The organism is Methylobacterium sp. CM6257 (assembly GCF_054611515.1).
The window spans coordinates 5639073-5663003 of sequence record NZ_CM137735.1; the positions used below are offsets into that span (position 1 = coordinate 5639073).

Genomic DNA, 23931 nt, shown 5'->3' on the forward strand with positions numbered 1-23931 from the left:
GAACCGCCCTGCGAAGGCGTAACGGCCCAAGATATCCGGACACGTGCCGATGCCGTTGAAATAGACGGTGTGCCGCTCGTTGGCAAGCGCGAAGAAATATTTCGGCCCGCAGCACGCCCGAAGGAACGCGAATATCTGCACCAAAAATCGCGATCATCGCCTCTGGAACGACCGTTTTAACAAAGGGATAGCGGGATCAATCCGATCGAAAACGCTTGAAAACTTTGCCTCCGGTTGAAGTGCCGTGCGACGGGCGGGGGTCGCTCAGGCCGGAACCAGCCGCAGCACGCCCTCGCCGCGGCGATGGCCGATCGTCGTCACCACGACCTCGCGGGCGGTCCCCGCCGCCACGAGACCGGCCGCAAGGGCCGCTCCGAAGGGCGCCACGACTTCGAGTCCGTGTCCGATCACGTCGCCGAGGGCGCGGATCTGGGCCCCGGGCGCGAGCCGCGCGAGGGTATCCTGCTCCTCCCCGGTGATCGGCGCGACGCCGGTCGCGCCGGACAGGATGCGATTGGGAGCCGAGATCCCGGCCTGCCGCCAGAGGACATCGAGGCTGGCGGCGACGCTCCCGGGCGTGCGCCGCGTGCGGTCGCTCGCCACCGCGTCCAGTCGGGCCAGCGCGCGGGCGCCGCGGGCGGCCGCATGGGCTTCCGCTTCGAGCATCAGGAAGGCCGCGCAGCTGCCGAGAATGAAACCGCCGGACTCGCCGCGCTGGAACACCGGCCGATAGGCGCCGCGGGCGAGGAAGCCGCCCATTTCGTGGATCACCAGCACGTCGGGGCGCTCGGCGCTGTAGGAACCACCGACCAGGATCGCGTCGATCTGGCCGGAGGCGACCCGCGCCTGGGCGATCCGCAGGGCATCGACACCGGCGGATTCCTCACCCATGAAGGTCCGCGACGCGCCCGTTACCCCGTGCACGATGGCGATGTTGCCGGCGAGCAGATTCGAGAGCTGGGCCAGGAACAGCGTCGGGCGCAGGTCGTTCTGCAGCCGCTCGTTCAGGTAGGCACCGAAATCGGCCGCGTCGCGAAGGCCCGTGAGGATCGCCCCGTCGACCGCATAGTCGCGCTCGCCGCCGCCTGCCGCCACGACGAGGTGGAGCGCCTGCTTGAAGGCGGCATCCTCCCTCACCCCCGCAGCGTCGAGGGCGAGCCCGGCCGCGTAGACGCCGAGCCGCTGCCACGCCTCCATCTGGCGCTGGTCGCTGCGCTTGGGGATCTGTCCATCCCAGGCGATGGCGGGTGCGGAATGAACCGGATAAGGCGCGAAGGTCTCGGTATCGGTGCGGGGTGCCGCCTCGGCGTCGAGAGCCGCCAGATGCGCGGCGATTCCCTCGCCCGCGCAGGAGACGAGGCCGAGGCCGGTGACGACGACCGCGCGGTTCATGGTTGCACCGGGTCCGGGAACAGGCCGATCGCCCGCGCCCGCTCCCGCATCGGTGCGTCGAGCCCGTTCGGGAACGGCATGGTGCGGAAGCGCAGCTCCGCGTCGCAGAGTGCCTTGCCGGCGTGGCTGATCGCCGCCTTGGTCACCGCGTAGCCCGAGCCGTCGTGCTCCAGGTCCGCCGTGACGATGAGGTCCGCCCCAGGCCCGACGAAGGACCGGAACCGGGCCTTGTCGACGCCGGTGAGGAACGGCATCCGGGCGAAGTCGAGATGGGCCAGGACGAGGTAGCCCGACGCCTGCGCCATGGTCTCGGTGAGGAGAACCCCAGGCACCAGGGGATGGCCCGGGAAGTGCCCTTCGAAGACAGGGCTTTCAAGCGGCACCCGCGCGAGCGCCTCGATCCGGCCGGCGGCCCGGTCGAGGAGCCGCACGGAATCGATCATCTCGAAATATTCGAGGCGCATGAGGGGACCGGCCGCGCTTCTGGCGTCAGACCTTGGCGGCCTTCTCGGCCACGAGGCCGTCGATGCGGGCGCACAGGTTCTTGAGGACGAAGTACTCCTCCGCCGGGACCTTGCCCTCGTTGACCTCCTGGGTCCAACGCTCCAGCGGCAGCTTGATCCCGAAGGCCTTGTCGACCGCAAAGGCGATGTCGAGGAAGGCGAGGCTGTCGATGCCGAGGTCGTCGATGGCGTGACTCTCGGGGGTGATCTTCTCCCGCGGGATGTCGGCAGTCTCAGCTATGATATCGGCCACACGCTCGAAGGTGGCGCTGCCGTGGGCGGGCTCGTCGGACATGTCTTCTCGCGGGCTGTTCGAATTCCGGGTCGGTTGTGCGGGAGCCTCCTCGCCGCCAGGCGCTCGCGCCCCGCACGGCCAACCTGCGCGTATACGGGCCCTCATACGCGGCCCCGTCGGATGGCGGCGACCTCTACACGAGGGTGTCAGGGGCGGCAACCGCAGCGGTTCCTCGGCGTTTCTGGGCTTGTCCACAAGCGCGCGATGTCGCGTGCGAAGACGCGCGCACGCTCCGGCCGCGCTGGCCCTAGCCGGCGGGTGAGACAGTGCGTCCCAGGAGATCAGACGGATGCCACCGATCACCAAGCCCGTCGCCCCGCCGGCGCGGATCGAGGCCCCGCCCGCGCAGCCCGAGCGGGCGCGCTCACAGGGGGCGGCCCGGGTCCTCCTGGTCCTTGCGCTCTCCGCCCTCGGCCTGTGGATCCTGCACGGATTCCTGCCCGCGCTCGCCTGGGCGCTGGTGCTCGCCATCGCCCTGTGGCCCCTCTACACCCGCCTGGAACATCGATTTCCGCCGGGCAAGCACAACATCCTTCTACCCTCCCTGATGGCGACGGCGGTGGCGCTCGTCTTCCTGGCGCCACTGGCCATCCTGGGCGTGCAGGCCGCCCGGGAGGCTCACGACGTGGCCGAGTTCGTGCGCAATGCCGAGGCTAACGGCATCCCGGCGCCCGAATTCCTCCAACGCCTGCCCTACGGCGCCGCGCAGGCAACCGCGTGGTGGAACGACAACCTCGGTCACGCCCAGGCGGGCTCGGACCTGCTGCACCGGTTCGAGAACCACTCGGTGCTCGGAGCCTCGCGGAATTTCGGGCGCGAGGTGGTGCACCGGATCGTCCTGTTCGGCTTCAGCCTCGTGGCGCTGTTCTTCCTGTTCCGCGACTGGCGCACGGTGCGGGACCAGTCTCTGACCGCTTGCCACCGCCTGTTCGGACCGCGCGGCGAGCGCGTCGCCCGCCAGATGGTGGCCTCGGTCCACGGCACAGTCGACGGCTTGGTTCTGGTCGGTATCGGTGAGGGCTTCGTACTGGGGGTCGTCTACTACTTCGCGGGCGTCCCGCATCCGGTGCTGCTCGGCGCCTTCACGGCCGTAGCGGCGATGATCCCGTTCGGCGCCGCCCTCGCCATCGCGATCGCGACGCTTCTCCTGGTGGCGGCGGGCTCGGCGACGGCGGCCATCGTTGTGGCGGTGGCGGGTCTCGTCGTGACCTTCGTGGCCGACCACTTCGTCCGGCCGGCCCTGATCGGCGGCACCACGAAGTTACCCTTCCTGTGGGTGCTGCTGGGGATCCTCGGCGGCGTCGAGACCTTCGGGTTGCTCGGCCTGTTCGTCGGACCGGCGGTGATGGCCGCCCTGGTCCTGCTGTGGCGGGAGTTCACCGAAGGGCACGACGAGACGGCGTGAGCCTCCGTCGCAGCTAGTCGGCCGCGCTCGTTGCGGCCGAAGCCTCGACCCGGCGCCGATCCTGGCGCCAATCGGCCGGCTTCTCGAAGGTGCCGGCCCAGATGCCGCGGCGGGTGGCCCAGGCTCGGCCCTCCTGGTGGACATAGGCCGTCGTCAGGTGCCGGCTGGCCAGCGCGTAGCCCTGCGCGGCCATCCAGGCGGACAGGTCCTCGCCGTGCGCGTGGCAGATCCCGGTGATGCGCCCCCCGACGGCGCCCTCGCGCCGCTCGCAGGTGACGACGGCGCTGCCGATATGCGCGCGCAGGGCCTGCGCGGCTTCGCGGCCACAACGGTATTCCAAGCCCTTCGCGGTCTCGCAGCTCTGCCCCGTCTCGGGGGCATCGATCCCATAGAGGTGGATGCGCGTGCCATGCACCTCGATCGTGTCGCCGTCGATCACTGTCGCCGGGCCGCTGATCGTCCCGGCCGCGGCGGCGGGACCGCTCAGGAGAAGCAGGGCGAGCATCGGTCTCAGCATCGGGAACCTGTCCAAGATAGGCGGCTGCGGGTGTCTCGGTGCAGGCAGGGTCGCCGACCAATGTGGCGAATTTTTCGGCACTGCAGCATGCGAGGAGCGGGTCCGCACGGGGAGCGTGCCACCGCCCGGTTGCGGAAGCGTTGCCGACGCGGACGGCGGAACGACGCTTCCGGGCCTTCGTTGAAGGTCCATGAGGTTCGTCAAGACCCTGCTCGGCGCCCTCGCGCTCTGCGCCGGCCTGCTGATCTGGGCGGGCTACGTCATCGGATCCGGCCCGCCGATCGCGGGAACCGTACCGCGGGGCCTCACGGCCGCCGCAGTTCTCGCGAGCGACGGGATGGCGCCCGATGGCAGACCGGGCGACCTCGACCGCGGAGCGCTCGGCCGGCTGACGAGGGCGCTATCCGCTGCGGACGCGCCCGGCGCCGCGAAACCCGCGGGCTGATCGCGGCCGGCTTCCGTCAGACCCGGTACTTGCCGTTGCGCTTGACCAGCACGCGTGTTCCGACCGGCACGCGCTCGTAGAGGTCGGCGATATCCTCGTTGAGCATTCGGACGCAGCCCGACGACATCTGCTCGCCGATGCTCCAGGGCTCGTTGGTGCCGTGAATCCGGAACAGGATGTCGCGGTTGCCCTGGTAGAGATACAGGGCGCGCGCACCGAGGGGATTGTCCAGACCGCCCTTGCGGGTCCGCGGCAGGTCGGGGTGGAGCGAGACCATCGTGGTCGTCGGGCTCCAGTCCGGCCAGACACCCTTGCGGCCGACCCGCGCCTCGCCTTTCCAGGAGAAGCCGGCCTTGCCGACGCCGACCCCATACTGCATCGCGGTGCCGTCCGCCTGGACGAGGAGAAGCTGGCGCTTGTCGATGTCGACGACGATCGTGCCGGGCTTCTCCGGGCCGTCGTAGCTGACCTGCTGGCGGCGGTACTTCGGGTCGAGGCGCTGGGTATCGACGAGGGGAATGTCGTAGGGCTTGTCGGGCTTCGTGCCGATGTACCAGGCCGAATCGTCGTCCTGAGCGACCTGCATCGGGCGGGTTTGGCAGGCGGCCAGCGGCGCGATCGCCATCACGGCCAGCAGGATTCGCGAGAGAAGGATCCGGCGAATTCGGCTCCAGGTCGAGAGGGGCGTCGCGGTCATGCAATCTGTCATTCGGGATACGGTCCTCGGGCCATGCCTACCGTCTCGCCGCCGACGACGATGTAGCTTTTCCGCCGCAGCCAGCGGCGCGCGGCCCGCTCCCACGGTCACGGTTGCGCCCTAATTCAGAATCGCGGCGGGGCCTCGGCGAGGTCACCGCGGAGGTGAGCCATGCCCGAGACCGAGACTCTTCCCGCCGAGGCGACGGTCGCGCCCGCGACGCCGCTCAGCCCGGCCATCCACCTCGATCATTGCGTGATCCACGTCAGCGATTGGGCGCGCTCGAACGCCTTCTACCGCGATGTGGTCGGCGCCGAGATCATCGAGCGCGGCCCAGGCTTCGCCTACCGGTTCGGCGGCGTGCAGCTCAACTGCCATGGTCCCGGAGTGAACGCGGAACCGGTGGCGAAGGAGCCCGTCATGCCCGGCAACAGCGATCTCTGCTTCCGCTGGTCGGGTCCGATCGAGGCCGCCATGGCGCATCTCGAAGCGGCGGGCGTCCCGGTGGAACTCGGCCCGGTGGAGCGGCACGGCGCCGCGGGAGCCGGCATCAGCGTCTATTTCCGGGATCCGGACGGCTCGCTCCTGGAGTTCATCACCTATCCGGCGGATTGACGCGCTTCAGCCGCGGCTTTCGGCGAGCGCCTGATTGGTCTGCTCCAGGCGCAGCGCGAGCACGCGCATGAGGGCGATGCTGATCTGGGGGAACTGTGCCAGCAATTCCAGGAACACGCCGCGGTCAATGCGCAGGGCGGTCACCGCGGATTCCGCCGTCACGGTGGCGGACCTCGGCTGCTCGGCCAGGATGCCCATCTCGCCGACGAGGGCGTCCTGGCCGAGCAGTGCGAGCCGCACCGGGCCGGCGGGCCCATCGATGCTGACCTCCGCGGTGCCCTTTAGGATTACGTAGGCCGCATCCGCCACGTCGCCGCGGGCGAAGAAGCGCTGCCCGGGCTCGAAATGCACCCGCTCGCTGGTGAAGGCCAGGAGCTTCAGGCGCGCCGGTTCCACCTCGCGGAACAGCGGCACCTGCTTCAGGGAGGAAACCTCGGTGTCGAGGGTCATAGGGTGGCTCCGCGACGGGTCTCGGGCCCGGGACAGCGGGTCCGGATGGGCCTGTGCATCCATGCGGTTCGTCAGGCGCTTGTCCAGCCCTGCGCCCGTCGCAGCCCGCGCCGTGCTGCGCCGAAGCCCCGGTGCGCTCCTGCTTCTGGGCGCGCTTCTCGCGGCCGGGCCGGCTTGCGCCCGCCTGGCCCAGGCCGACCTCGCCCGCGTGGCGGTGGCACCTCCGCCCGGAGCCAGGGCGCCCCTCGATCTCGGGGTCACCGACGCGCTCACCGGGCAAGCCACCACCCTCGGGCAGGCACTCGGGGGCCGGGCCGCCCTCCTGCTCCCGGTGGATTACACCTGCGGCAACGTCTGCGATCCCATGGTCTCGATGTCGGCCGATGCCCTGGCGGCGACCGGCCTCGCCGCCGGGGACTACGCGCTGGTGCTCGTCGGGATCGATCCGCGCGACGATGCCGCGGCCGCGCGCCGCATGCTCACGGAGACGCTGGGCGAACGCGCGGCCTCCGTCCGGCCGCGGGCGCTGATCGCGTCGGACGCCGCCCTCGCCCGTCTGACCGCCGCCCTGGGCTACACGATGGTCTACGATGTCGCCACCGACAGCTTCGCCCATCCGGCCGCCGCCCTGCTGCTGGCCGGCGACGGCCGGGTGGCCCGGGTGCTCTCGCCGCTCACGCTCAACGGGCGGGACCTGCGCTTGGCCCTCATCGAAGCCGGCGAAGGCCGCATCGGCGGGCTGGGTGATCGCCTCGCCCTGCTCTGCTACGGCTTCGATGTGGCCCGCGGCATCTACACGCCTCTCATCCAGCGCATCCTACCGATCGCCGGCATCGTGACGATCTTGGCGATCGGCCTGCTCATCTTCGGCCTGACACGCTTGACGCGAACGCGCGCGGGCCAGGGCTGAACCGGGTCAGCGCTCGGTCGACAGCCCCTGCTCGCCGGGCGCGGGAGCGTCGCGCTTGAGGCTGGCATTCAGGTGCGGGGAATCGACCGGCTCCTCACGGGTCGTCGGCCTGGCGGCATCTTCGGGAGCCGGCATCGGCGGCAGCGGCGGCGTGTTCGGCCGCACTTCCGGTCCGCCGCCAGCGGCATCCTTCACCATGTTGCGGTTCGTCATGCTGGAAAAGCCTCCTGCTGTGCCGCCTCGCCGAACGCCCCCTCGATCGGGTGGGGCGGCTCGCAAAGCCTCCATCGCCCCGTTCCGGGCCGATACGGGTGTCTACCCAGGTCGATCCGTGACCAACGCGACAAACTAGACCGCGGTTGCTGCCAAGCTTAGTTGCGCGAAGCTTGGCTAGGTCTCGACAGAGGAACCTTGGTTATTGCTGAAGGTTGTTGCGGGGTGAAGCGAAGCCTGAGGAGGAACTGATGGCATCCGGAAATTCGACCTCGAAGCGGGGCTTTGCCTCGATGGACTTGGAGCGGCAGCGCGAGATTGCCAGCAAGGGCGGCCGCAGCGTGCCCGCCGAGAAGCGCTCATTCTCTCAGGATCGCGAACTCGCCTCGTCCGCCGGGCGCAAGGGTGGCCAGTCCACGGGTACCGGCCGCGCCGAGTGAGGCGACACCGTAACCTGACCACGTAGCGGCGCCGCGTCCTCCGGACCGGCGCCGTCTTCGTTCGAGGCAATCTTCGCACAGCAAAAGGCCCCGCCGTCATGGCGGGGCCTTTTGCTGTGCGGTCCAGCGCGAACCGGGATCAGGAAATGCAGCGGCCCGGGGTCATACGCCGTGCCTCGGGGCCGACCAGGGAGCTCAGTGCGGTCTCGCATCCCTCGCGAACAAGGCGGCGCGGCGGCTGCTTCAGAATCGGCTTGATGCCCATTTCCTGCGCTTCACCTGCAACTGGAGCAGGCCGGGTCTCCGCCCGCTGCAGGCCCGCGACGCGGGTCGGGCTGATGGCCAGCGAAACCGGGCGCATACCCGGGAGCGCCGCTTGCTGAGCCGGCGCCGTGACTGCAGGCGATGTCCAGTGATCGGCCGTCTCGCGGACCACCGGCTGGACCAGCAGGGTGAGAAGAGCGGCAGGAGCACTCAACCCGAGAAGGAAACCAGACCGCAGCATTGCCCCGACCTCGCACCGAGAGCTTGACAGGATGTTTTGATAACGCGTCCTGCAATCGCGAGTTCCTGAACTGTCTCGCTTCTGTCTCTTCTGAGTATTCAATCACAGCTCGGCCATTGGTGCGTCGGCGCACGCGCTCCATCCACAGCCGTCCCCTGTGATATTGAAGTCACTTTCGCCGAAAAAGCGCGCGCTCCGGAACCTCACGAGGCGGCGGCCGTTTCCTCAGCACCCGGCCACCTGGTCCTCCCCGCATTCCCCTTGTGCATCGGCCGGAACCTTGACGACGGGCTGGAGCCATCTCCGGCCCGTTTTTTTGCGTCCGACGCAACGGCAACAAAAAACCCCGGCTCGCGCCGGGGTCTGTCAGTCCCTGATCCCGCGCCCGTGGCGGCGAACCGCCCCAGGCCTTCCGAGTGAAGCCAGCTAGGCCGTCTTGGCCTCCCGCCGACGAGCCGTCTGCTGGAAGAACAGCGCCTGGCTGATCACAGCCGAGACGTTGGCAGGCTGGAACGGCTTGGCGATGAGGAAGGCCGGCTCAGGCCGCTCGCCGGTGAGGAAGCGCTCCGGATAGGCGGTGATGAAGATCACCGGCACCTCGAAGGTCTTCAGGAGATCGTTGACTGCGTCGAGACCGGAGGACCCGTCGGCGAGCTGGATGTCGGCCAGGATCAGACCGGGGCGCTTGCCCTCGCCGGCGATCTTGATCGCCTCGGTCCGGGTGCGGGCCACGCCGATGACGTTGTGGCCGAGCCCCTCCACCAGCGCCTCGAGATCCATGGCGATGAGCGGCTCGTCCTCGATGATGAGGATCTCGGTGGCCATGTCGGCGGCGAGCTCCCGGCCGGCCTCATCCACGAGATCGCGGACCTCGGAGACATCGACCCCCAGGATGATGGCGGCGTCCTCCTCGGAGAAGCCTTCGAGGCAGGAGAGCAGGAAGGCCTGCCGCGGCAGGGGGGTGATCTGCCCGAGGCGGACCTCGGCCGGCAGATCGTGCTGGACCTGCTCGCTGCGCCCGTTCACCGAGAGCGAGTTCCAGATTCGGGTGAAGACCCGGAACAGGTCGGCCTTGATGTTGGTGCTCCGGCCGAGCGTGTCCGGCTCGTTGACGAGGGTCTCCAGGGTGGCGGCGACGTAGGCGTCACCGGCCACTTGGCTCCCCGTGAGCGCGCGCGCATAGCGGCGCAGGTACGGCAGGTGCTGTACCACGAGTTGCGATGTCGACATTCGATCCCCTGTGCCTCGCCGTGTTGCCCGGGCACAAGCGCCTCGGTCCTCGACCGAAGGTGTGCCGGGGGCGGCTTGTATCCTGCGCAGCCTACCGCCCAACGCGGAGGCCGGCACTCCGTTCCACCCCCCGGCGGAACCGATCCCTTCGGGCAGGCGTTGCAGCCGCAGCCATGGCGTATGTCGAGCCGCAGCACAATGCGGCCGAGCCGACTTCGGCAACAAGGGGCGTATTGATGGTGGACCAGGGAAAGGAGGCGGGTCTCGGCGCGCGAGATCCGCGCGCCGGAACTGCTTCGGATCGCTTATCGGACGCCCAGCACAGCAACGCCGACGACTCCACCCGCTACACCGCCGCCTCAGGGGTCGACCGCGCGGCGAGTCGCGGCAGTCTGAGTGACCACACCCGCAATCGCATCGCCGCGCAGCTACGCGCCATGTACGACACCATCGCGCAGCAGCCGGTGCCGGACCGCTTCGCCGAGCTCATCGCGAAACTCGACAGCGGCGACAGCAAGAAAGCTTGAGATGCCGCTTCGCGGCGCACCGAACGACCTTCCGTCGACCGAGCCCTAGAGCAGGGAAAGCCGCCGCAATCGGCGGCGGCTTTCGGCCGGATTCGTCAGCTTGGCACCAGCGCCGACTGCTACGAATACTTCCTAGAGGGTGGGCGAGCGGCCACGCATCAGGCCGACGACGGCCGCGATCGCGAACAGGACGATCGCCACGAAGAACACCAGCTTGGCAGCTTCCATAGCCGTACCGGCAATGCCGCCGAAACCAAGCAGAGCGGCCACCAGGGCGACGACGAGAAAAGTTACAGCCCAACCGAGCATTGTTTCGTATCCTTCGAAAGTCTCAACGCGGGCGGGCCGCGTCGTTCTGACCACAGAAACGCCAAGGTTTCGCTCCGGTTCCGCCGACATCACTCAGTCCTGTGTGCGGATCCGGAGCGCGGGTCCGGCCACAGCGTAGAGCGACGGAACGGGACAGGGGCAATAGCGTTCGAAGATAGGTCTTCAGGTTCAATCCGGGATCCGTGATGGTGCAAGCTGCTAAGAGAGCCGTTCGATCGAAGGCCGCCGCGATGGCGGCCCGTGTCGCAGAGATCGCGGACCGAGCGGGCGACGCCCTGCGCGCTGCGGCTCTCGGTTTGGTCGCAGCGCCCGCTCCCGTACCGGTCCGCGTGCGCGCACGCCGTCCCGGCCAACCCGGCTGACCGATCCAATCGCGGCGCCCGAGCCGCGCTTTACCCCGACCCAGGTCGAGTTTTAGAACCGCCGAGGGTGCCGCACGGGGTCGCGATGGCGGACGAGGACGAGTGTAGCCTGACCTTCGACCCCTCCATGCCCCCGGCCGGACGCCTGGAAGCCGTGGCGCCGCTGATCCGCCGGAGGGTCGCGCCGAATGCCGGCCCCTTCACGGCGAGCGGGACCTGTACCTACGTAGTCGGCCATGGCCGCGTCGCGATCCTCGATCCCGGCCCAGACGAGGCCACCCATATCGAAGGGCTGCTTCAGGACCTTGCCGTCGAGCGGGTTGAGGCCATCGTGGTCACCCACACCCATCGGGATCATTCGCCGGGAGCCCGGCTGCTGGCCGCCCACACCGGGGCGCCCATCGTCGGCTGCGGTCCGCACCGGGCTACCCGACCGCTCACGGCGGAGGAGGCGCCGCGGCTCGATGCCAGCGCCGACCGTGCGCACGCCCCCGACCGGATCATGAGAGAGGGCGACACCGTCGCCGGACCAGGCTGGACCCTCGTGGCGGTGGAGACCCCCGGCCATACGATGAACCATCTCGCCTTCGCGCTGCCGGAGGCGCAGGCCCTGTTCTCGGGCGACCACGTCATGGCATGGTCGACGACAATCGTGGCGCCGCCGGACGGGGAAATGCGCGCCTATATGACGTCGCTCGAAAAATTGCGCGGGCGTACCGAGACGGTCTACTGGCCGGGCCATGGCGGTCCGGTATACGAGCCGGCCCGGTTCCTGCGCGGCCTCGCCGGTCATCGCCGCCAGCGCGAGGCGGCGATCCGCGGTCGAATCGCCGCCGGGGATGCGCGCATCCCGGAGATCGTGGCGGCTATCTATCAGGGGCTCGACCCACGGCTGCGGGGCGCGGCGGCGCTGTCGGTCCTCGCCCATCTGGAGGATCTGGTGGGGCGCGGACTCGTGGCCTGCGAAGGGGCGCCGAGCCTCGACGCGCGCTACGCTCTCGCCTGAGCCGAGCCGGATCACTTCACCGCGAGGGCGAGGTTGGCCACGTCGTCGAGATAGGCGCGGATCCGGTCGGCGTTGCTGCCGAAGTCGCGCCCGCCGAGCCGCGAGGCCGAGCGGACGTCGATCCGCGCTCCGTCCGCCCGGGGGCGGATCCGCACGGTGACGTCGTCGGGCAGGTTCAGGATCAGGCCGCGCGCCACCGCTTCGATCCGGCCGTTGCCGGTGCGTCCGCCCGGCCTGATTGCCTCGACGATCTGCCAGTGACGCTTGAGGGCGGCCTGGCGGGCCAGTTCGAAAGCCTCGTCAGCGCCGATGTCGAGCGTCAGAGGCGCGATCTGCGGATAGGCGCCGCGCTGGCGCTCGCGGAGGGCCGGCCCCGGATCCGGCGGGTAGCGCCCGCCGCGGGCCGCGAAAGCCGCCCGGGAGCGCGAGAAGGCGGGCGGGTTGTCGATGTCGGTGCTGATGTCCGACAGGGCCGGCAGGCGCAGGCCGCGCAGGCCGAGATAGGCCGGGTAGCCCAGGACGACGAGCGCCAGGACAAGCCCGGCAAGAGCGGCTCCGAGGCCACGTGCGCCCTCCCGCCAGACCCGCACGAAGGCGAAGACGGCCGCCACCGCCGCCGCCAGCGCGACGACGAGCCCCGCCACGAGGGCCGCGAGCGCGGCATCGGTATCCGAACGTGGATCCCGGACGAGGATCAGCGCGATCCCGGTGGCGACGATGGAGAACACCGCGAGCCGCCGGGCCAGCGGCCCCGCGCGGGTGACGGGTTCCTCGATGAGCAGGCGGCGCATGGGGGTCACGGTGGAGGTTGGAGCCGGATCTTAGAGCTTGGCCGAGGGCAGCGCCATCGCGGCACTACGGTGCGTAGGCACGGGCATTCCCCGAGAGGCCGAGCGTCGCGGGCAGCTTCAGGGGATCGGGCAGCATCGCCTCGCCGGATCGGCCGGCCGGATCGGCGACTTCGCCGGGCGGGATGGTCTGCGCGGTCAGTGCGCTCCAGGGACCGGACACCTCGAACAGGAGTCCGCGGGCGGGCTCGGCCGGGGGCCGCAAGGCAAGATCCCCCTTGGCGTCGAGCCGGCGGGCCGGCAGGGACACCTGCCCGTGCAGGGTGGCCCTGACGTTGGGCCCGAGCAGACCTGCCTCGGCGATCTCGCCGATGCCGTCGATGAAGCGCAGCGTGACCGTGGCCCGCTCGAAGGCCGTCCGGCCATTCCGGCGCGCGAGCGCACCGGGAGCGACAGCGCCGTTGCGATGGATGACATCGGCGAGATCGAGCCCCATGATCGCGCCGCCCTCGATGGCGAGGCTCATGCGCCCGCCAAGATGCTTGAGGAGGCTCGCGCTGTCGCGGCCGCTGCCCTCCAGGGCGAAATGCCCCTGCGTGGGTCCGACCAGCCAGTGCCCGGCACCGATCTCGCCCAGGATGGTGCCGGGATCGACGCGGTCGAGGCTTCCCTGCGTCCGGACCTCGGTCTCGGCTGGGTCCGCGCCGCTTGCGAGCATCACGCGCGCCTTGAACGTGCCGTCCTGGATCCGGGCCCGGTTCACCGCCACTTCCATGGCAGCGTCCCGCACCAGGACACTCGCGGCCAGATCCTGAACCTGAACCGGCCCGATCCGGCCCTCGGCGGCTGAAAGGCGCAGGTCGAGGTCGCCCTGCGTGAGCGGCGCCAGCGCCAGTGGCAGGGGTTCGCGCCCGAGGAACTGCGCGAGGTCGGCCGCCACGGGTGCGAGATCGAGCGTCTCGGCTGCCAGAGTCGCCTGAACCGAGAGCCGCGGCGCGTCGCCTGCCCCGAGGGCGACGGCACCTGCCCCCTCAAGCACGTTCTGGCCGAGACCGATGCGCAAGCTGGGCCAGGATATGGATCGATCCGCCATCTCGAACCGGCCGTCGATCGAGAAGGAGCTGGCGAGCGGCGAGAGCGGCGCGTCCCGCCGAAGCCAGGACAGGCTCTCCCGAAGCGAGCGTGTCTCGAATCGTGCGCGCCCGGCGAGGGTGGGCATGGCGCCTCCGTCCGCGCGCGGCTCCATCGTGCCGTCCGCCGCGAGGCTGCCGCCGGGCCACGTCACCTCGGCGATGAAGGGGCTGCGCCGTCCCTGGGCGATGTCGGCCGGCCGCAGATGCGTGAGCGCGATCCGCGTCGGCACGCCCCGCCAATTCAGGCTTGCGTGCCCCTCGACGAACGCGCTCCAGAACGGCCAGGTGATGTCCAGGGCAATATCCTCGGCCTCTCCGCCCTCGGCAAGGCGCCCCCCGGTCAGGGTAATCCGGCGCGGCCGGGCCGTCACCCCGGACCGGATCTCTTCGGCGACGCGCGCGACGGGTGTGCTCCAGGCGGCCATGTCCGCCGACAGGCGCGCGCCCTCAAGGCGCAGGCCTCCGATCGCCGCGCGCCCGGCGAGGAGGCTGACGGGATCGAGGTCGATGACGAGTCGGCCGCCTTCGGCGAGCGCCGGCCCGGCGCCTCCGGACGTGACGCGCACGCGGCCGAGAGTCAGACGGGGCAGCGGCAGCAGCGTCAGGCTCACCGGACCCTGCACGCTCAGCGACAGGCCGTAAGCGCCGAAGGCCTGGCCCGCGAAGGCCGCCGCCCGGTCGCCATCGACCGACCAGTCGCGCAGGCCGAGACCGGCGACGACCAGGCTTCCGATAGCGAGGGCGAGGATGGGGCGGCGCAGCGGCATCATACTCCGGACTGGCCGCGGCTGCGGCCGGAAGCCGGTTTCGCGCCAGGCCCCTCAAGCCGTCGCGGCCCGGCTGGGTCTGCACGTCGAGAGGGCCTTTTAGCGCCCCCAGACCGACTTGTCTGCGGGGCCGGCGGAGGAAGGCCGCGCCCTCCCCAGCCAGTGCCGGTTACGGATCGTGCCGGACCGCACGGGCTCGAGCGGCGCAGCACTGGATTTCGCTCGCGGAATCAGGAAGAGCAGGCGCGAGGAAACGCGCTTCCCGAAGTTTCGGCCGGTCGGATCCGGCGGGAAAAGGACGGTTTGATGAAGAAGGTCTACAAGGACGCCGCCTCGGCTTTGGCCGGGCTCCTGCGCGACGACATGATGGTGATGTGCGGCGGCTTCGGCCTGTGCGGCATCCCGGACGAACTGATCGAGGCGGTGCGCCTCTCGGGGGTCAAGGGCCTCACCGTCGTCTCCAACAATGCCGGCATCGACGGCGTCGGCCTCGGCAAGCTCCTGGATACCCGCCAAGTGCGGAAGATGATCTCGTCCTATGTCGGCGAGAACAAGGAGTTCGCCCGGCAGTATCTCGGCGGCGAGCTGGAGATCGAGTTCAACCCGCAGGGCACGCTCGCCGAGCGGATCCGCGCGGGCGGCGCCGGCATCCCGGCCTTCTTCACCAAGACCGGCGTCGGCACCAAGGTCGCCGAGGGCAAGGAGGTGCGCGAGTTCGACGGCGAGCAATACGTCATGGAGCGCGGTCTGTTCGCCGACCTCGCCCTGGTTCACGCGCACACGGGTGATACGGAGGGCAACCTGCGCTACCGGATGACCGCGCGGAACTTCAACCCGATGATGGCCACTGCCGCCAAGGTGACGGTGGCGCAGGTGGAGCACCTCGTGCAGCCGGGCGAGATCGACCCGGACACGATCCACACGCCCGGCATCTTCGTGAAGCGGATCATCGACGTGGGCGTGCGTGACAAGCGCATCGAGCAGCGCACGACGCGCAAGCGCGGCGACAGCACCCCGGCCGCCGCGGCCGGCGGCGGCACGCACTGATCGGACGGGAAGGGAGCTGAAGACGATGGCCTGGACCCGCGAGCAGATGGCGGCGCGCGCCGCCAAGGAGCTGGAGGACGGCTTCTACGTAAACCTCGGCATCGGTATCCCGACGCTGGTGTCGAACTACATCCCGGAGGGCATGTCGGTGCAGCTCCAGTCGGAGAACGGCATGCTCGGTATGGGTCCGTTCCCCTACGAGGGCGAAGAAGATCCGGACCTGATCAACGCCGGTAAGCAGACGATCACCGCGCTCCCGACGACGAGCTACTTCTCCTCCGCCGATTCCTTCGGGATGATCCGCGGCGGGCACATCAACCTGTCGATCCTCGGCGCCATGCAGGTGGCCGGCAACGGCGACCTCGCCAACTGGATGATCCCCGGCAAGATGGTGAAGGGGATGGGCGGCGCCATGGACCTCGTGGCGGGCGTGAAGCGCGTCGTCGTGGTGATGGAGCACGTCGCCAAGAACAAGGACGGCACCGAGAGCCCGAAGCTGCTCAAGGCCTGCGACCTGCCGCTCACCGGCACGCGGGTGGTCGACCTCGTGATCACGGATCTCGGCGTGTTCGAGATCGACAAGAAGGGTGACGGCGGCATGAAGCTCATTGAGCTCGCCGACGGCGTCACCGAGGACGAGATCCGCAAGAAGACCGAAGCGGATTTCACGGTCGCCTTGAAGGGCTGACATCTGATGCCCGGCGAGACCGTTCGCCGGGCATCGTGATCTGAGGCCTTCCAATCCTCGCCCTCATCCTGAGGTGCTGCGCAGTAGCGTCGAAGGAGGGCACCAGGGATCACGGCGCCTTCTGGAGGCCTCCTTCGAGGCCTCCGCTGCGCTCCGGCGCCTCAGGATGAGGGCGCGGCTGGGATCACCCGATCGATCTGTGACAGACCCAGTGTCGTGGACCATGCCGGTCCGCCCGACGGGTCCCGTCGGGCGGACCGTCGGCATTACATCGGCGGGGTGAGGCCATCCTTGCCGACAGCCACGAGCTTGCCCTCGGCCTTGGCGCTGTCCTTGGCGACCACGGCGAAGACCTTGGACCCGGGCGTCAGGATCGCCTTGTCGGCCGGCTCGAAGGCAACGATCGGTGCCGAGGGCGGCACCACGATCTCTTTGGATCCGTCCTTGCCATAGCTCACCGTCAGGGTTCGCTCGCCGCCCGAGGGGGCCTTGTCGATGGTGCCGCGGACGCGCTCGACCTAGGCGGCAAAGGCCGCGCTCGACAGCAGAGCTGTCAGGCCGGCGGCGAAGAGGGTCTTGCTGAGGTGCTTCATCGGGGTCCCATCCTGGCTTCGGGAGCCGGGTTATGGGGCGTGCCACGCGCGTAACAAGATTGCGCACAATCGAAATGTGCTGATCTGAGATAGAAGTGGGGCGGCGCCCGCCGGGCGCCGCCCCCTGAACCGTGGGCGGGCGGCACAGCTGCCGCCCTGTGGTGCTTCAGGCCGCGAGCGAGCGCAGCACGTAAGGCAGGATGCCGCCGTTGCGGAAGTATTCCAGCTCGTCGAGCGTATCGATCCGGCAGGTCAGCGGGACCTGCTTCACCGAGCCGTCGGCGGACTTGATCTCCGCGGTGAGCGTCTGGCGGGGCTTCAGCTCGCCGGCCAGCCCTTTGATGGTGACGGTCTCGTCACCCTTCAGGCCCAGCGACTGCCAGCTCGTGTCGCCCTGGAAGACCAACGGCACCACGCCCATGCCGACGAGGTTCGAGCGGTGGATGCGCTCGAAGCTCTCAGCCACCACGGCGCGGACGCCGAGCAGCTTCGTGCCCTTGGCCGCCCAGTCGCGCGACGAGCCGGTGCCGTACTCCTTGCCGGCGAAGATGACGAGCGGGGTGCTCTGTTCGGCGTACTTCATCGCTGCGTCGTAGATGAACATCTTCTCGCCCGAGGGCTGGAAGTGCGTCCACCCGCCCTCGACCACGTTGCCGGACTCGTCCTTCACCATCTGGTTCTTGATACGGATGTTGGCGAAGGTGCCCCGCATCATCACCTCATGGTTGCCGCGCCGCGTGCCGTACTGGTTGAAGTCTTGCACTCGCACCTGGTGCGACTGCAGGTACGCGCCGGCCGGCGAGGCCGCGCGGATGTTGCCCGCGGGCGAGATGTGGTCGGTGGTGATCGAGTCGAGGAACAGGCCGAGGATGCGGGCACCCTCGATGTCCTCGACGGGCTTCGGCTGCTTCTCCATGCCGACGAAATAAGGCGGGTTCTGCACGTAGGTGGAGCCCGGGTTCCACGCGAAGGTCTCGGCCTCGGTGACCTCGACATCCTTCCAGTTCTGGTCGCCGCCGAACACGTCCGCGTAGCGGGACTTGAACAGCGCTGAGGTGATGTTCTGCTCGATGAACTGCTGGACCTCGGCCGAGGACGGCCAGATGTCCTTGAGATAGACGGGCTTGCCGTCCGCCCCCTGCCCCAGCGGCTCCTTGGTGATGTCGATCTGGAGCGAGCCGGCGAGCGCGTAGGCGACCACGAGCGGCGGCGAGGCGAGGTAGTTCGCCCGCACGTCGGGGTTCACGCGGCCCTCGAAGTTGCGGTTGCCCGAGAGCACCGCCGCGGCGACCACGTCGTTGTCGTTGATCGCCTTCGAGATCGCCTCCGGCAGCGGGCCGGAATTGCCGATGCAGGTGGTGCAGCCGAAGCCAACCAGGTTGAAGCCCAGCGCGTCCAGCGGCTCCTGCAGGCCGGACTTCTCCAGATACTCGCCGACCACCTGCGAGCCCGGGGCCAACGAGGTCTTCACCCACGGCTTGGAGCGCAGGCCCTTGGCGACGGCGTTGCGGGCGAGAAGCCCAGCGCCGATCATCACCGAGGGGTTCGACGTGTTGGTGCAGCTCGTGATCGCGGCGATCACCACGTCACCGTGCCCGATGTCGAAGTTGGTGCCCTCGACGGGATAGCGGCGCGCGAGGTCGGCGGCCTTCTTGAACTCGCTCTCCATCGAGGCGGCGAAGCCCGCCTTGGCGCCGTCGAGCAGCACCCGGTCCTGCGGGCGCTTCGGGCCGGCGAGCGAAGGCCGGACCTCGCCCATGTCGAGTTCCAGCGTGTCGGTGAAGACCGGGTCAGGGGTATTGGCGTCGCGCCACATGCCCTGCGCCTTCGCGTAGGCCTCGACCAGGGCGATCCGGTCGTCGGAGCGGCCGGTGACCTTCAGGAAGTCGATGGTCTTCTGGTCGACCGGGAAGAAGCCGCAGGTCGCGCCGTATTCGGGGGCCATGTTGGAGATCGTGGCCCGGTCGGCGACCGCCATGTCGTCGAGGCCGGGGCCGTAGAACTCCACGAACTTGCCGACCACGCCCTTCTTGCGCAGCATCTGGGTGACGGTGAGCACGAGGTCGGTGGCGGTGGTGCCCTCGGGCAGCTTGCCCGACAGCTTGAAGCCCACGACCTCGGGGATCAGCATCGACAGCGGCTGGCCGAGCATGGCCGCCTCGGCCTCGATGCCGCCGACGCCCCAGCCCAGAACCGCCATGCCGTTGACCATGGTGGTGTGCGAATCGGTGCCGACCAGCGAATCGGGATAGGCCACGTCGGAGCCGTTCTCCGACTTCGTCCAGACGGTCTGGGCGAGATATTCCAAGTTCACCTGGTGGCAGATGCCGGTGCCAGGCGGCACCACGGAGAAGTTGTCGAACGCCGACTGGCCCCACTTCAGGAAGGTGTAGCGCTCGCCGTTGCGCTCGTATTCCAGGGCGACGTTGTCGGCCAGCGCCTTCGGGGTGCCGAACTCGTCGACGATCACCGAGTGGTCGATGACGAGATCGACCGGCACCAGCGGGTTGATCTTCTGCGGGTCGCCGCCGAGCGCCACCATGGCGTCGCGCATGGCGGCGAGGTCGACCACCGCCGGCACGCCGGTGAAGTCCTGCATCAGCACGCGCGACGGGCGGAACGCGATCTCGACCTCGGCCTTGCCCTTCTGGTCGAGCCAGCCGACGGCGGCCTCAATGTCGGCCTTCTTGACCGAGCGGTCGTCCTCGTAGCGCAGCAGGTTCTCCAGGATCACCTTCATGGAGAAGGGCAGCGCGGCCGCCGAGGCGAGGCCGTTCTTCTCGGCCGCGGGAATGGAATAGTAGGTGTAGGTTTTGCCGCCGGCTTCGAGCGTCTGGCGGGCTTTGAAGCTGTCGAGTGAGGGCACGGCTGGTTCTATCCTCGCTGCGGGTTGTCGAACACGCGCAGGCAAGACCTGCGCTACGAGATCTGTGTTCGGCCTGTGTAGCGCCCGACGGGCGCGCGCCGCCCCGGGAGTGCCCGGGCAGGACGATGCGCGGGGGCGATTTGGACGCCCGTGGAGCCGCGCGGCGCAGCCGTGAGGGGATATAGAACTTTTCGAATCTGGCCGCTACCGGGTCGCGCTGACAGCCGCGGTTGCGTGTCGTGGATGCCGGGACGGGCCTTGATCTGGGGCGCGAGGATGCGGATCCCGCGCCTTTCCCTCCCTCGCAACGGGGAGAGGGAGCGGGCGCGGCGGTTCCGAACCGCCGCGCCCGCGGGACTTTCGTCACCCCTGGTCCGGCACACCCCCGCCCGCGCCGGATAGCGCCTTGAACCGATTCGGCTGGGCGGCGAGCTTGCGCAGGGAGGCGACGTTGGCCGCGGCCTCCGCGGGGCTCAAGTCGCGGCGCAGGACCGCCTCGGCATCGGCGATGCGGCCCTTGAGGCCGAGCACCATAGCGAGGTTCGCCCGCACCCGGGCGTCGGCGCCGGGCTGGTCTGCGGCGAGCCGCAGGGTCTGCTCGGCTTGGTCGAGGTTGCGCGAGAGCGCGTAGGACAGGCCGAGGTTCGACAGGAGCGAGGGCTCGTTCGGCCGGATCTTGAGGGCGGCCTCGTAGAAGCCCTGCGCGCGGGTCTGTTCGCCGAGTTGCGCCGAAGCCGAGCCCTGCGCCGACAGGATGCGCCAGTCGGGGTTGGCCGGGCTGTGAGCGTTGGCGAGGACGTCGATCGCTTCCCGATAATGGCCGGTCTCGACCAGCGACTTGCCGTATGCGCCCAGGAGGATTGTGTCGCGCGGGTTGCGCAAGGCCGCCTGTTGCAGCACCGCTGAGGCTTGGCTGATCTGATCGTTCGACCGGAGGGCACGGGCGTAGGCGAGCGCCGCGCGCCCGTCTCCGGGATTGGCGTTGAAGCGCTCGGCCAGCCCGTCGAGATCCTGGCGCGGCGCCGCCGGGCGCGCGCTCAGGGAACCGATGGAGCCGGTGGTTTCGGGAGAGCGGGTGTTGCAGCCGGCGAGCCCGAGGGCGACGAGCGCTGTGGCGAGGCCGGCGCGCCGTCCGGCAGAAACCTGGGTCCTCACAACCCGGATCAGGGCCGTCATCATGGTACGCTCCGCCGGCAGGAAGGCCGGGTGGCTCTGGCTCGCGCTTCACGCCCCCGGCCGGCCGGTGATAGAGCGTTAACCCTAACCGCCGGTTAAGCCGGTGGCCCGATCCCTGCACGAGAGGCCCATGACGCAGGCCGAAACCCAAGCCACGAACCCCACGCTCCTGCCCGGCGATACGCAGGCCGTTCCGGTCAGCCTGGTCACGACGGAATCCTGGGCGGAGGCGGAAGCCGCTCTCGAGCCGGGGCAGCGCAGCTTCGCGAAGGCCATCGGCTTCAAGCCGAAGGCGGGCAGCCTGGCCTTGCTGCCCGGCCCGGACGGCGACCTCGCGCGGGTGCTCTTCGGCCTCGGCGAGCCCGAGGCGGCGGCCTATGACCGGCTGCTCGTCGGGAAGCTCCCGGGATTGCTGCCGGAGGGGACATTCCGCCTCGAGAACGCGCCACAGCCCGCCGAAGCGGCCCTCGCCTGGCTGATGGGGAGCTACCGCTTCGGCCGTTACCGGTCCGGCGGCAGCACGAAGGCGCGGCTCGCGGCTCCGGCAGGGATCGATGCCGCCGAGGTGGAGCGGATCGCCGCCGCGGTGGCGATGGGCCGCGACTTGGTCAACACGCCCGCCAACGATCTCGGACCCGCCGAGATCGAGGCCGCGGCCCGGGCCCTCGCCGAGCGGCACGGGGCCGCGGTGCACGTCACGCAGGGCGAGGACCTGTCCAAGGAGTTCCCGCTGATCCACGCGGTCGGTGCCGGGTCGCCGCGGGCGCCGCGGCTCATCGACCTGACCTGGGGGCCTGCCGAGGCCCCGCGGGTGACGCTGGTGGGCAAGGGCGTGGCCTTCGACACCGGCGGGCTCGACATCAAGCCGTCGGCCGCGATGCTGCTGATGAAGAAGGACATGGGGGGCGCCGCCGCAGCCCTCGCGGCCGCCGACATGGCCATGGGCGCGGACCTGAAGCTGCGCCTGCGGGTCCTGATCCCGGCCGTAGAGAACGCGGTGTCCGGCAACGCCTTCCGCCCCGGCGACGTACTGCCCAGCCGGGCCGGGCTCAGCGTCGAGATCGGCAATACCGATGCGGAAGGCCGGCTGATCCTCGCCGACGCGCTGACGCTCGCCGATGCGGAAGCTCCTGAGCTGATCCTCGATTTCTCGACGCTCACCGGCGCGGCACGGGTGGCGCTCGGGCCGGACCTGCCGGCCTTCTTCACCGAGGACGAGGCCCTGGCGGGAGCCGTGGCGGAGGCCGGGCAGCGGGCCATCGATCCCGTCTGGCGGATGCCGCTACACGCGCCCTATGCCAGCCTGCTCGATTCCAAGGTGGCCGACCTCAACAACGTCTCGGGCGGGCCGTTCGCTGGGGCGATCACCGCGGCCCTGTTCCTGCGCCGCTTCGCTCCGAAGACAAAGGCGCACGGCCATTTCGACCTCTACGGCTGGAACCCATCGACAAAGCCCGGCCGGCCGGAGGGCGGCGAGGTGCAGACCGCGCGGCTGACCTACGCGCTCTTGAAGAGGCGCTACGGGGCCTGAGCCTACCGGGTCGGGCTGGACCCGCCTGCCGCAGCACGATCCCGACCGGTCACGGAGCGCCGGGGTCGGCAGCATCCCGGGGCTGAACCGCAAGACCGCCAGGATCGCCGCCAGGGTGAGTACCAGGGCGGCCGGATCAAGGCTTCCCAAACCGGCAGATCCGCAGCCAGACCGGGAGCGCCTGGGTGAGCGTCGGCAGCACGACCGGCGCGGGCGTCGTGCTCAGGCGGTCAGCGGCAGCCCCGTCTCGATCAGGCGCACCCACAGGGAGGCTCCATAGGGCGCGGCTGCATCATTGAAGTCGTAATGCGGGTGGTGGAGCGAGGCACTGTCGCCGTTGCCGATGAGCATGTACGCGCCGGGGCGGCGGTCGAGCATGTAGGAGAAGTCCTCGGCCGTCATCATCGGCGCCACCGCCCGGTCGACGTTCTCCCCTCCCACCAGGGACGCGGCCACGTCGGCCATGAACGCCGTCTCGGTCGGGTGGTTCTCGGTGACCGGATAGCTCCCCTCGAACTCGACCACGCCACTGGCCCCGAAGCCCCCCGCGATCTCTGCCGCGAGGGTCTCGATCCGCGCCCGGATCTGCGTGCGCACCGCCTGGGAGAGCGTGCGCACGGTGCCCCGCATGGTCACCGTCTGCGGCAACACGTTGAAGGCCTCGCCGGCCTCCAGCGCGCAGACAGAGACCACCGCCGATTGCAGAGGATCGAGGTTGCGCGCCACGATGCTCTGCAGGGCGATGATCACGTGGCTTCCCACCAGCACACTGTCGACCGCGTTCTGCGGCAGCGCCGCGTGGCCGCCCCGGCCCTCGATGGTGATGGTGAAGCGGTCGGTAGAGGCCATGATCGGCCCCGGCCGGATCGCGAAGGTGCCGACCGGCATGCCGGGAATGTTGTGCATCCCGTAGACCGACTCGACCCCGAACCGCTCCATCAGGCCGTCCTCGACCATCGCCTCGCCGCCGCCGCCGCCCTCCTCGGCGGGCTGGAAGATCAGCACGGCGGCGCCGTCGAAATCGCGGGTCTCGGCGAGGTACTTGGCGGCGCCGAGTAGCATCGTCGTGTGCCCGTCATGGCCGCAGGCGTGCATCTTTCCCGGCACGGTGGAGCGGTGGGGCAGGTCTCGTACCTCTTGGATCGGCAGGGCATCCATGTCGGCGCGCAGGCCGATGGCGCGGTTGGAGGTCCGGCCCCGGCCCCGGATCACGCCCACGACGCCGGTGCGGCCGATGCCGGTCACCACCTCGTCGCAGCCGAAAGCCCGGAGCCGATCGGCCACGAAACCCGCCGTCCGCTCGACGTCGTAGAGGAGTTCGGGATGGGCGTGGAGATCGTGCCGCCACGCGGTCATCGTGTCGGCGAAGTCGCGGATCCGTTCGAGCACGGGCATCGGTCTCGGGCTTTCGTGGCCTGCAGGTCGTAGCCGGGCCAGCAAAGCCGGGGCCAGAGGCGCCGTCAACGGCCGCGCTTGCCGACCGGCCGCAGGCTGCGATCC

25 protein-coding genes and 1 pseudogene are annotated in these 23931 nt (G+C 69.7%); 10 read left to right on the forward strand and 16 right to left on the reverse strand.

The genetic code is table 11. The annotated features are described in order from the left end of the window. Positions 1–264: 264 nt before the first annotated feature. The 3 genes from ACYCO6_RS27485 to ACYCO6_RS27495 are packed head-to-tail and all read right to left on the reverse strand — an operon-like array spanning position 265 to position 2190. Positions 265–1392, reverse strand: a complete 1128-nt coding sequence (locus tag ACYCO6_RS27485) for a beta-ketoacyl-ACP synthase (protein ID WP_459765248.1) — start codon at positions 1390–1392, stop codon at positions 265–267. Beyond that, positions 1389–1856 carry a 3-hydroxyacyl-ACP dehydratase FabZ family protein gene (locus tag ACYCO6_RS27490; RefSeq protein ID WP_459765250.1) on the reverse strand — a complete coding sequence of 156 codons (468 nt, stop codon included), beginning with the start codon at positions 1854–1856 and terminating at the stop codon, positions 1389–1391. Before ACYCO6_RS27490 ends, ACYCO6_RS27485 begins: the two co-directional genes overlap by 4 nt. A 25-nt stretch (positions 1857–1881) precedes the next feature. Continuing rightward, complete coding sequence (locus tag ACYCO6_RS27495) at positions 1882–2190, reverse strand: acyl carrier protein (RefSeq protein WP_459765252.1); 309 nt, start codon at positions 2188–2190, stop codon at positions 1882–1884. A gap of 289 nt (positions 2191–2479) precedes the next feature. Between ACYCO6_RS27495 and ACYCO6_RS27500 the strand changes: the two genes are divergently transcribed. Then, positions 2480–3595, forward strand: a complete 1116-nt coding sequence (locus ACYCO6_RS27500) for an AI-2E family transporter (protein WP_459765254.1) — start codon at positions 2480–2482, stop codon at positions 3593–3595. A 13-nt stretch (positions 3596–3608) separates the two neighbouring features. Here the strand turns inward: ACYCO6_RS27500 and ACYCO6_RS27505 are convergent, their stop codons facing one another. Continuing rightward, positions 3609–4112, reverse strand: a complete 504-nt coding sequence (locus tag ACYCO6_RS27505; protein ID WP_459765256.1) for a thermonuclease family protein — start codon at positions 4110–4112, stop codon at positions 3609–3611. A 190-nt stretch (positions 4113–4302) separates the two neighbouring features. On the opposite strand from ACYCO6_RS27505, the gene ACYCO6_RS27510 reads away from it, so the two are divergent. Next, the gene (locus tag ACYCO6_RS27510) at positions 4303–4557 is read left to right on the forward strand and encodes a hypothetical protein (RefSeq protein ID WP_459765258.1); all 255 of its coding nucleotides are present in this window, start codon (positions 4303–4305) and stop codon (positions 4555–4557) included. A 16-nt stretch (positions 4558–4573) separates the two neighbouring features. Here the strand turns inward: ACYCO6_RS27510 and ACYCO6_RS27515 are convergent, their stop codons facing one another. Next, positions 4574–5254: a L,D-transpeptidase gene (locus tag ACYCO6_RS27515; protein ID WP_459765260.1), complete on the reverse strand. Its 681-nt coding sequence runs from the start codon at positions 5252–5254 to the stop codon at positions 4574–4576. A 171-nt stretch (positions 5255–5425) separates the two neighbouring features. On the opposite strand from ACYCO6_RS27515, the gene ACYCO6_RS27520 reads away from it, so the two are divergent. Continuing rightward, the gene (locus ACYCO6_RS27520; protein WP_459765262.1) at positions 5426–5869 is read left to right on the forward strand and encodes a VOC family protein; all 444 of its coding nucleotides are present in this window, start codon (positions 5426–5428) and stop codon (positions 5867–5869) included. Positions 5870–5875: 6 nt separating this feature from the next. Here ACYCO6_RS27520 and ACYCO6_RS27525 read toward each other — a convergent pair whose 3' ends face one another. After that, entirely contained in the window at positions 5876–6319 is a 444-nt protein-coding gene (locus ACYCO6_RS27525) for a cyclic nucleotide-binding domain-containing protein (protein ID WP_192706379.1), read from the reverse strand. Between the two features lie 79 nt (positions 6320–6398). Between ACYCO6_RS27525 and ACYCO6_RS27530 the strand changes: the two genes are divergently transcribed. Continuing rightward, positions 6399–7229, forward strand: a complete 831-nt coding sequence (locus ACYCO6_RS27530; RefSeq protein ID WP_459765264.1) for an electron transporter — start codon at positions 6399–6401, stop codon at positions 7227–7229. Positions 7230–7235: 6 nt separating this feature from the next. Here the strand turns inward: ACYCO6_RS27530 and ACYCO6_RS27535 are convergent, their stop codons facing one another. After that, on the reverse strand, positions 7236–7442 hold the full coding sequence (locus tag ACYCO6_RS27535; RefSeq protein ID WP_459765266.1) for a hypothetical protein: 207 nt from the start codon (positions 7440–7442) through the stop codon (positions 7236–7238). Positions 7443–7693: 251 nt separating this feature from the next. On the opposite strand from ACYCO6_RS27535, the gene ACYCO6_RS27540 reads away from it, so the two are divergent. Next, complete coding sequence (locus ACYCO6_RS27540) at positions 7694–7882, forward strand: con-10 family general stress protein (RefSeq protein WP_010683678.1); 189 nt, start codon at positions 7694–7696, stop codon at positions 7880–7882. A 139-nt stretch (positions 7883–8021) separates the two neighbouring features. On the opposite strand, the gene ACYCO6_RS27545 is transcribed toward ACYCO6_RS27540, so the two are convergent. Then, positions 8022–8387 carry a hypothetical protein gene (locus ACYCO6_RS27545; RefSeq protein WP_459765269.1) on the reverse strand — a complete coding sequence of 122 codons (366 nt, stop codon included), beginning with the start codon at positions 8385–8387 and terminating at the stop codon, positions 8022–8024. A gap of 426 nt (positions 8388–8813) precedes the next feature. Next, positions 8814–9617 carry a response regulator gene (locus ACYCO6_RS27550; protein ID WP_043349459.1) on the reverse strand — a complete coding sequence of 268 codons (804 nt, stop codon included), beginning with the start codon at positions 9615–9617 and terminating at the stop codon, positions 8814–8816. A 173-nt stretch (positions 9618–9790) separates the two neighbouring features. Here ACYCO6_RS27550 and ACYCO6_RS27555 point away from each other — a divergent pair, with 173 nt between their 5' ends. Continuing rightward, positions 9791–10144, forward strand: a complete 354-nt coding sequence (locus tag ACYCO6_RS27555) for a NepR family anti-sigma factor (RefSeq protein WP_459765271.1) — start codon at positions 9791–9793, stop codon at positions 10142–10144. A 132-nt stretch (positions 10145–10276) separates the two neighbouring features. Here ACYCO6_RS27555 and ACYCO6_RS27560 read toward each other — a convergent pair whose 3' ends face one another. Continuing rightward, positions 10277–10453 (reverse strand): DUF1328 domain-containing protein, encoded by a 177-nt coding sequence (locus ACYCO6_RS27560; RefSeq protein WP_459773758.1) that lies wholly within the window; start codon positions 10451–10453, stop codon positions 10277–10279. 468 nt (positions 10454–10921) lie between these two features. On the opposite strand from ACYCO6_RS27560, the gene ACYCO6_RS27565 reads away from it, so the two are divergent. Next, positions 10922–11842, forward strand: coding sequence for an MBL fold metallo-hydrolase (locus tag ACYCO6_RS27565; RefSeq protein WP_459773760.1), 921 nt, complete (start codon positions 10922–10924; stop codon positions 11840–11842). Between the two features lie 11 nt (positions 11843–11853). Here ACYCO6_RS27565 and ACYCO6_RS27570 read toward each other — a convergent pair whose 3' ends face one another. Further along, positions 11854–12633, reverse strand: a complete 780-nt coding sequence (locus ACYCO6_RS27570; RefSeq protein WP_459765273.1) for a DUF1499 domain-containing protein — start codon at positions 12631–12633, stop codon at positions 11854–11856. A 64-nt stretch (positions 12634–12697) separates the two neighbouring features. Next, complete coding sequence (locus tag ACYCO6_RS27575) at positions 12698–14530, reverse strand: AsmA family protein (RefSeq protein ID WP_459765275.1); 1833 nt, start codon at positions 14528–14530, stop codon at positions 12698–12700. Between the two features lie 306 nt (positions 14531–14836). On the opposite strand from ACYCO6_RS27575, the gene ACYCO6_RS27580 reads away from it, so the two are divergent. Together ACYCO6_RS27580 and ACYCO6_RS27585 are read left to right on the forward strand one after the other, a co-directional pair. Next, complete coding sequence (locus ACYCO6_RS27580; RefSeq protein ID WP_459765277.1) at positions 14837–15577, forward strand: CoA transferase subunit A; 741 nt, start codon at positions 14837–14839, stop codon at positions 15575–15577. A 25-nt stretch (positions 15578–15602) separates the two neighbouring features. Beyond that, a complete protein-coding gene (locus ACYCO6_RS27585) occupies positions 15603–16265 on the forward strand; it encodes a 3-oxoacid CoA-transferase subunit B (RefSeq protein ID WP_459765279.1) in 663 nt (220 codons plus the stop codon). A gap of 266 nt (positions 16266–16531) precedes the next feature. Here the strand turns inward: ACYCO6_RS27585 and ACYCO6_RS27590 are convergent. From ACYCO6_RS27590 to ACYCO6_RS27600, 3 genes and pseudogenes are all read right to left on the reverse strand, one after another. Further along, positions 16532–16753 (reverse strand): annotated as a pseudogene (locus ACYCO6_RS27590) (metal ABC transporter permease); the annotation flags it as partial. A gap of 271 nt (positions 16754–17024) precedes the next feature. After that, positions 17025–19724, reverse strand: coding sequence for an aconitate hydratase AcnA (gene acnA / locus ACYCO6_RS27595; protein ID WP_459765281.1), 2700 nt, complete (start codon positions 19722–19724; stop codon positions 17025–17027). A 363-nt stretch (positions 19725–20087) separates the two neighbouring features. Then, the gene (locus tag ACYCO6_RS27600) at positions 20088–20903 is read right to left on the reverse strand and encodes a CDC27 family protein (RefSeq protein ID WP_459765283.1); all 816 of its coding nucleotides are present in this window, start codon (positions 20901–20903) and stop codon (positions 20088–20090) included. 127 nt (positions 20904–21030) lie between these two features. Between ACYCO6_RS27600 and ACYCO6_RS27605 the strand changes: the two genes are divergently transcribed. Then, entirely contained in the window at positions 21031–22431 is a 1401-nt protein-coding gene (locus ACYCO6_RS27605; RefSeq protein WP_459765285.1) for a leucyl aminopeptidase family protein, read from the forward strand. 222 nt (positions 22432–22653) lie between these two features. Here the strand turns inward: ACYCO6_RS27605 and ACYCO6_RS27610 are convergent, their stop codons facing one another. Beyond that, positions 22654–23826, reverse strand: coding sequence for a M20 aminoacylase family protein (locus ACYCO6_RS27610; RefSeq protein ID WP_459765287.1), 1173 nt, complete (start codon positions 23824–23826; stop codon positions 22654–22656). Positions 23827–23931 lie beyond the last annotated feature (105 nt).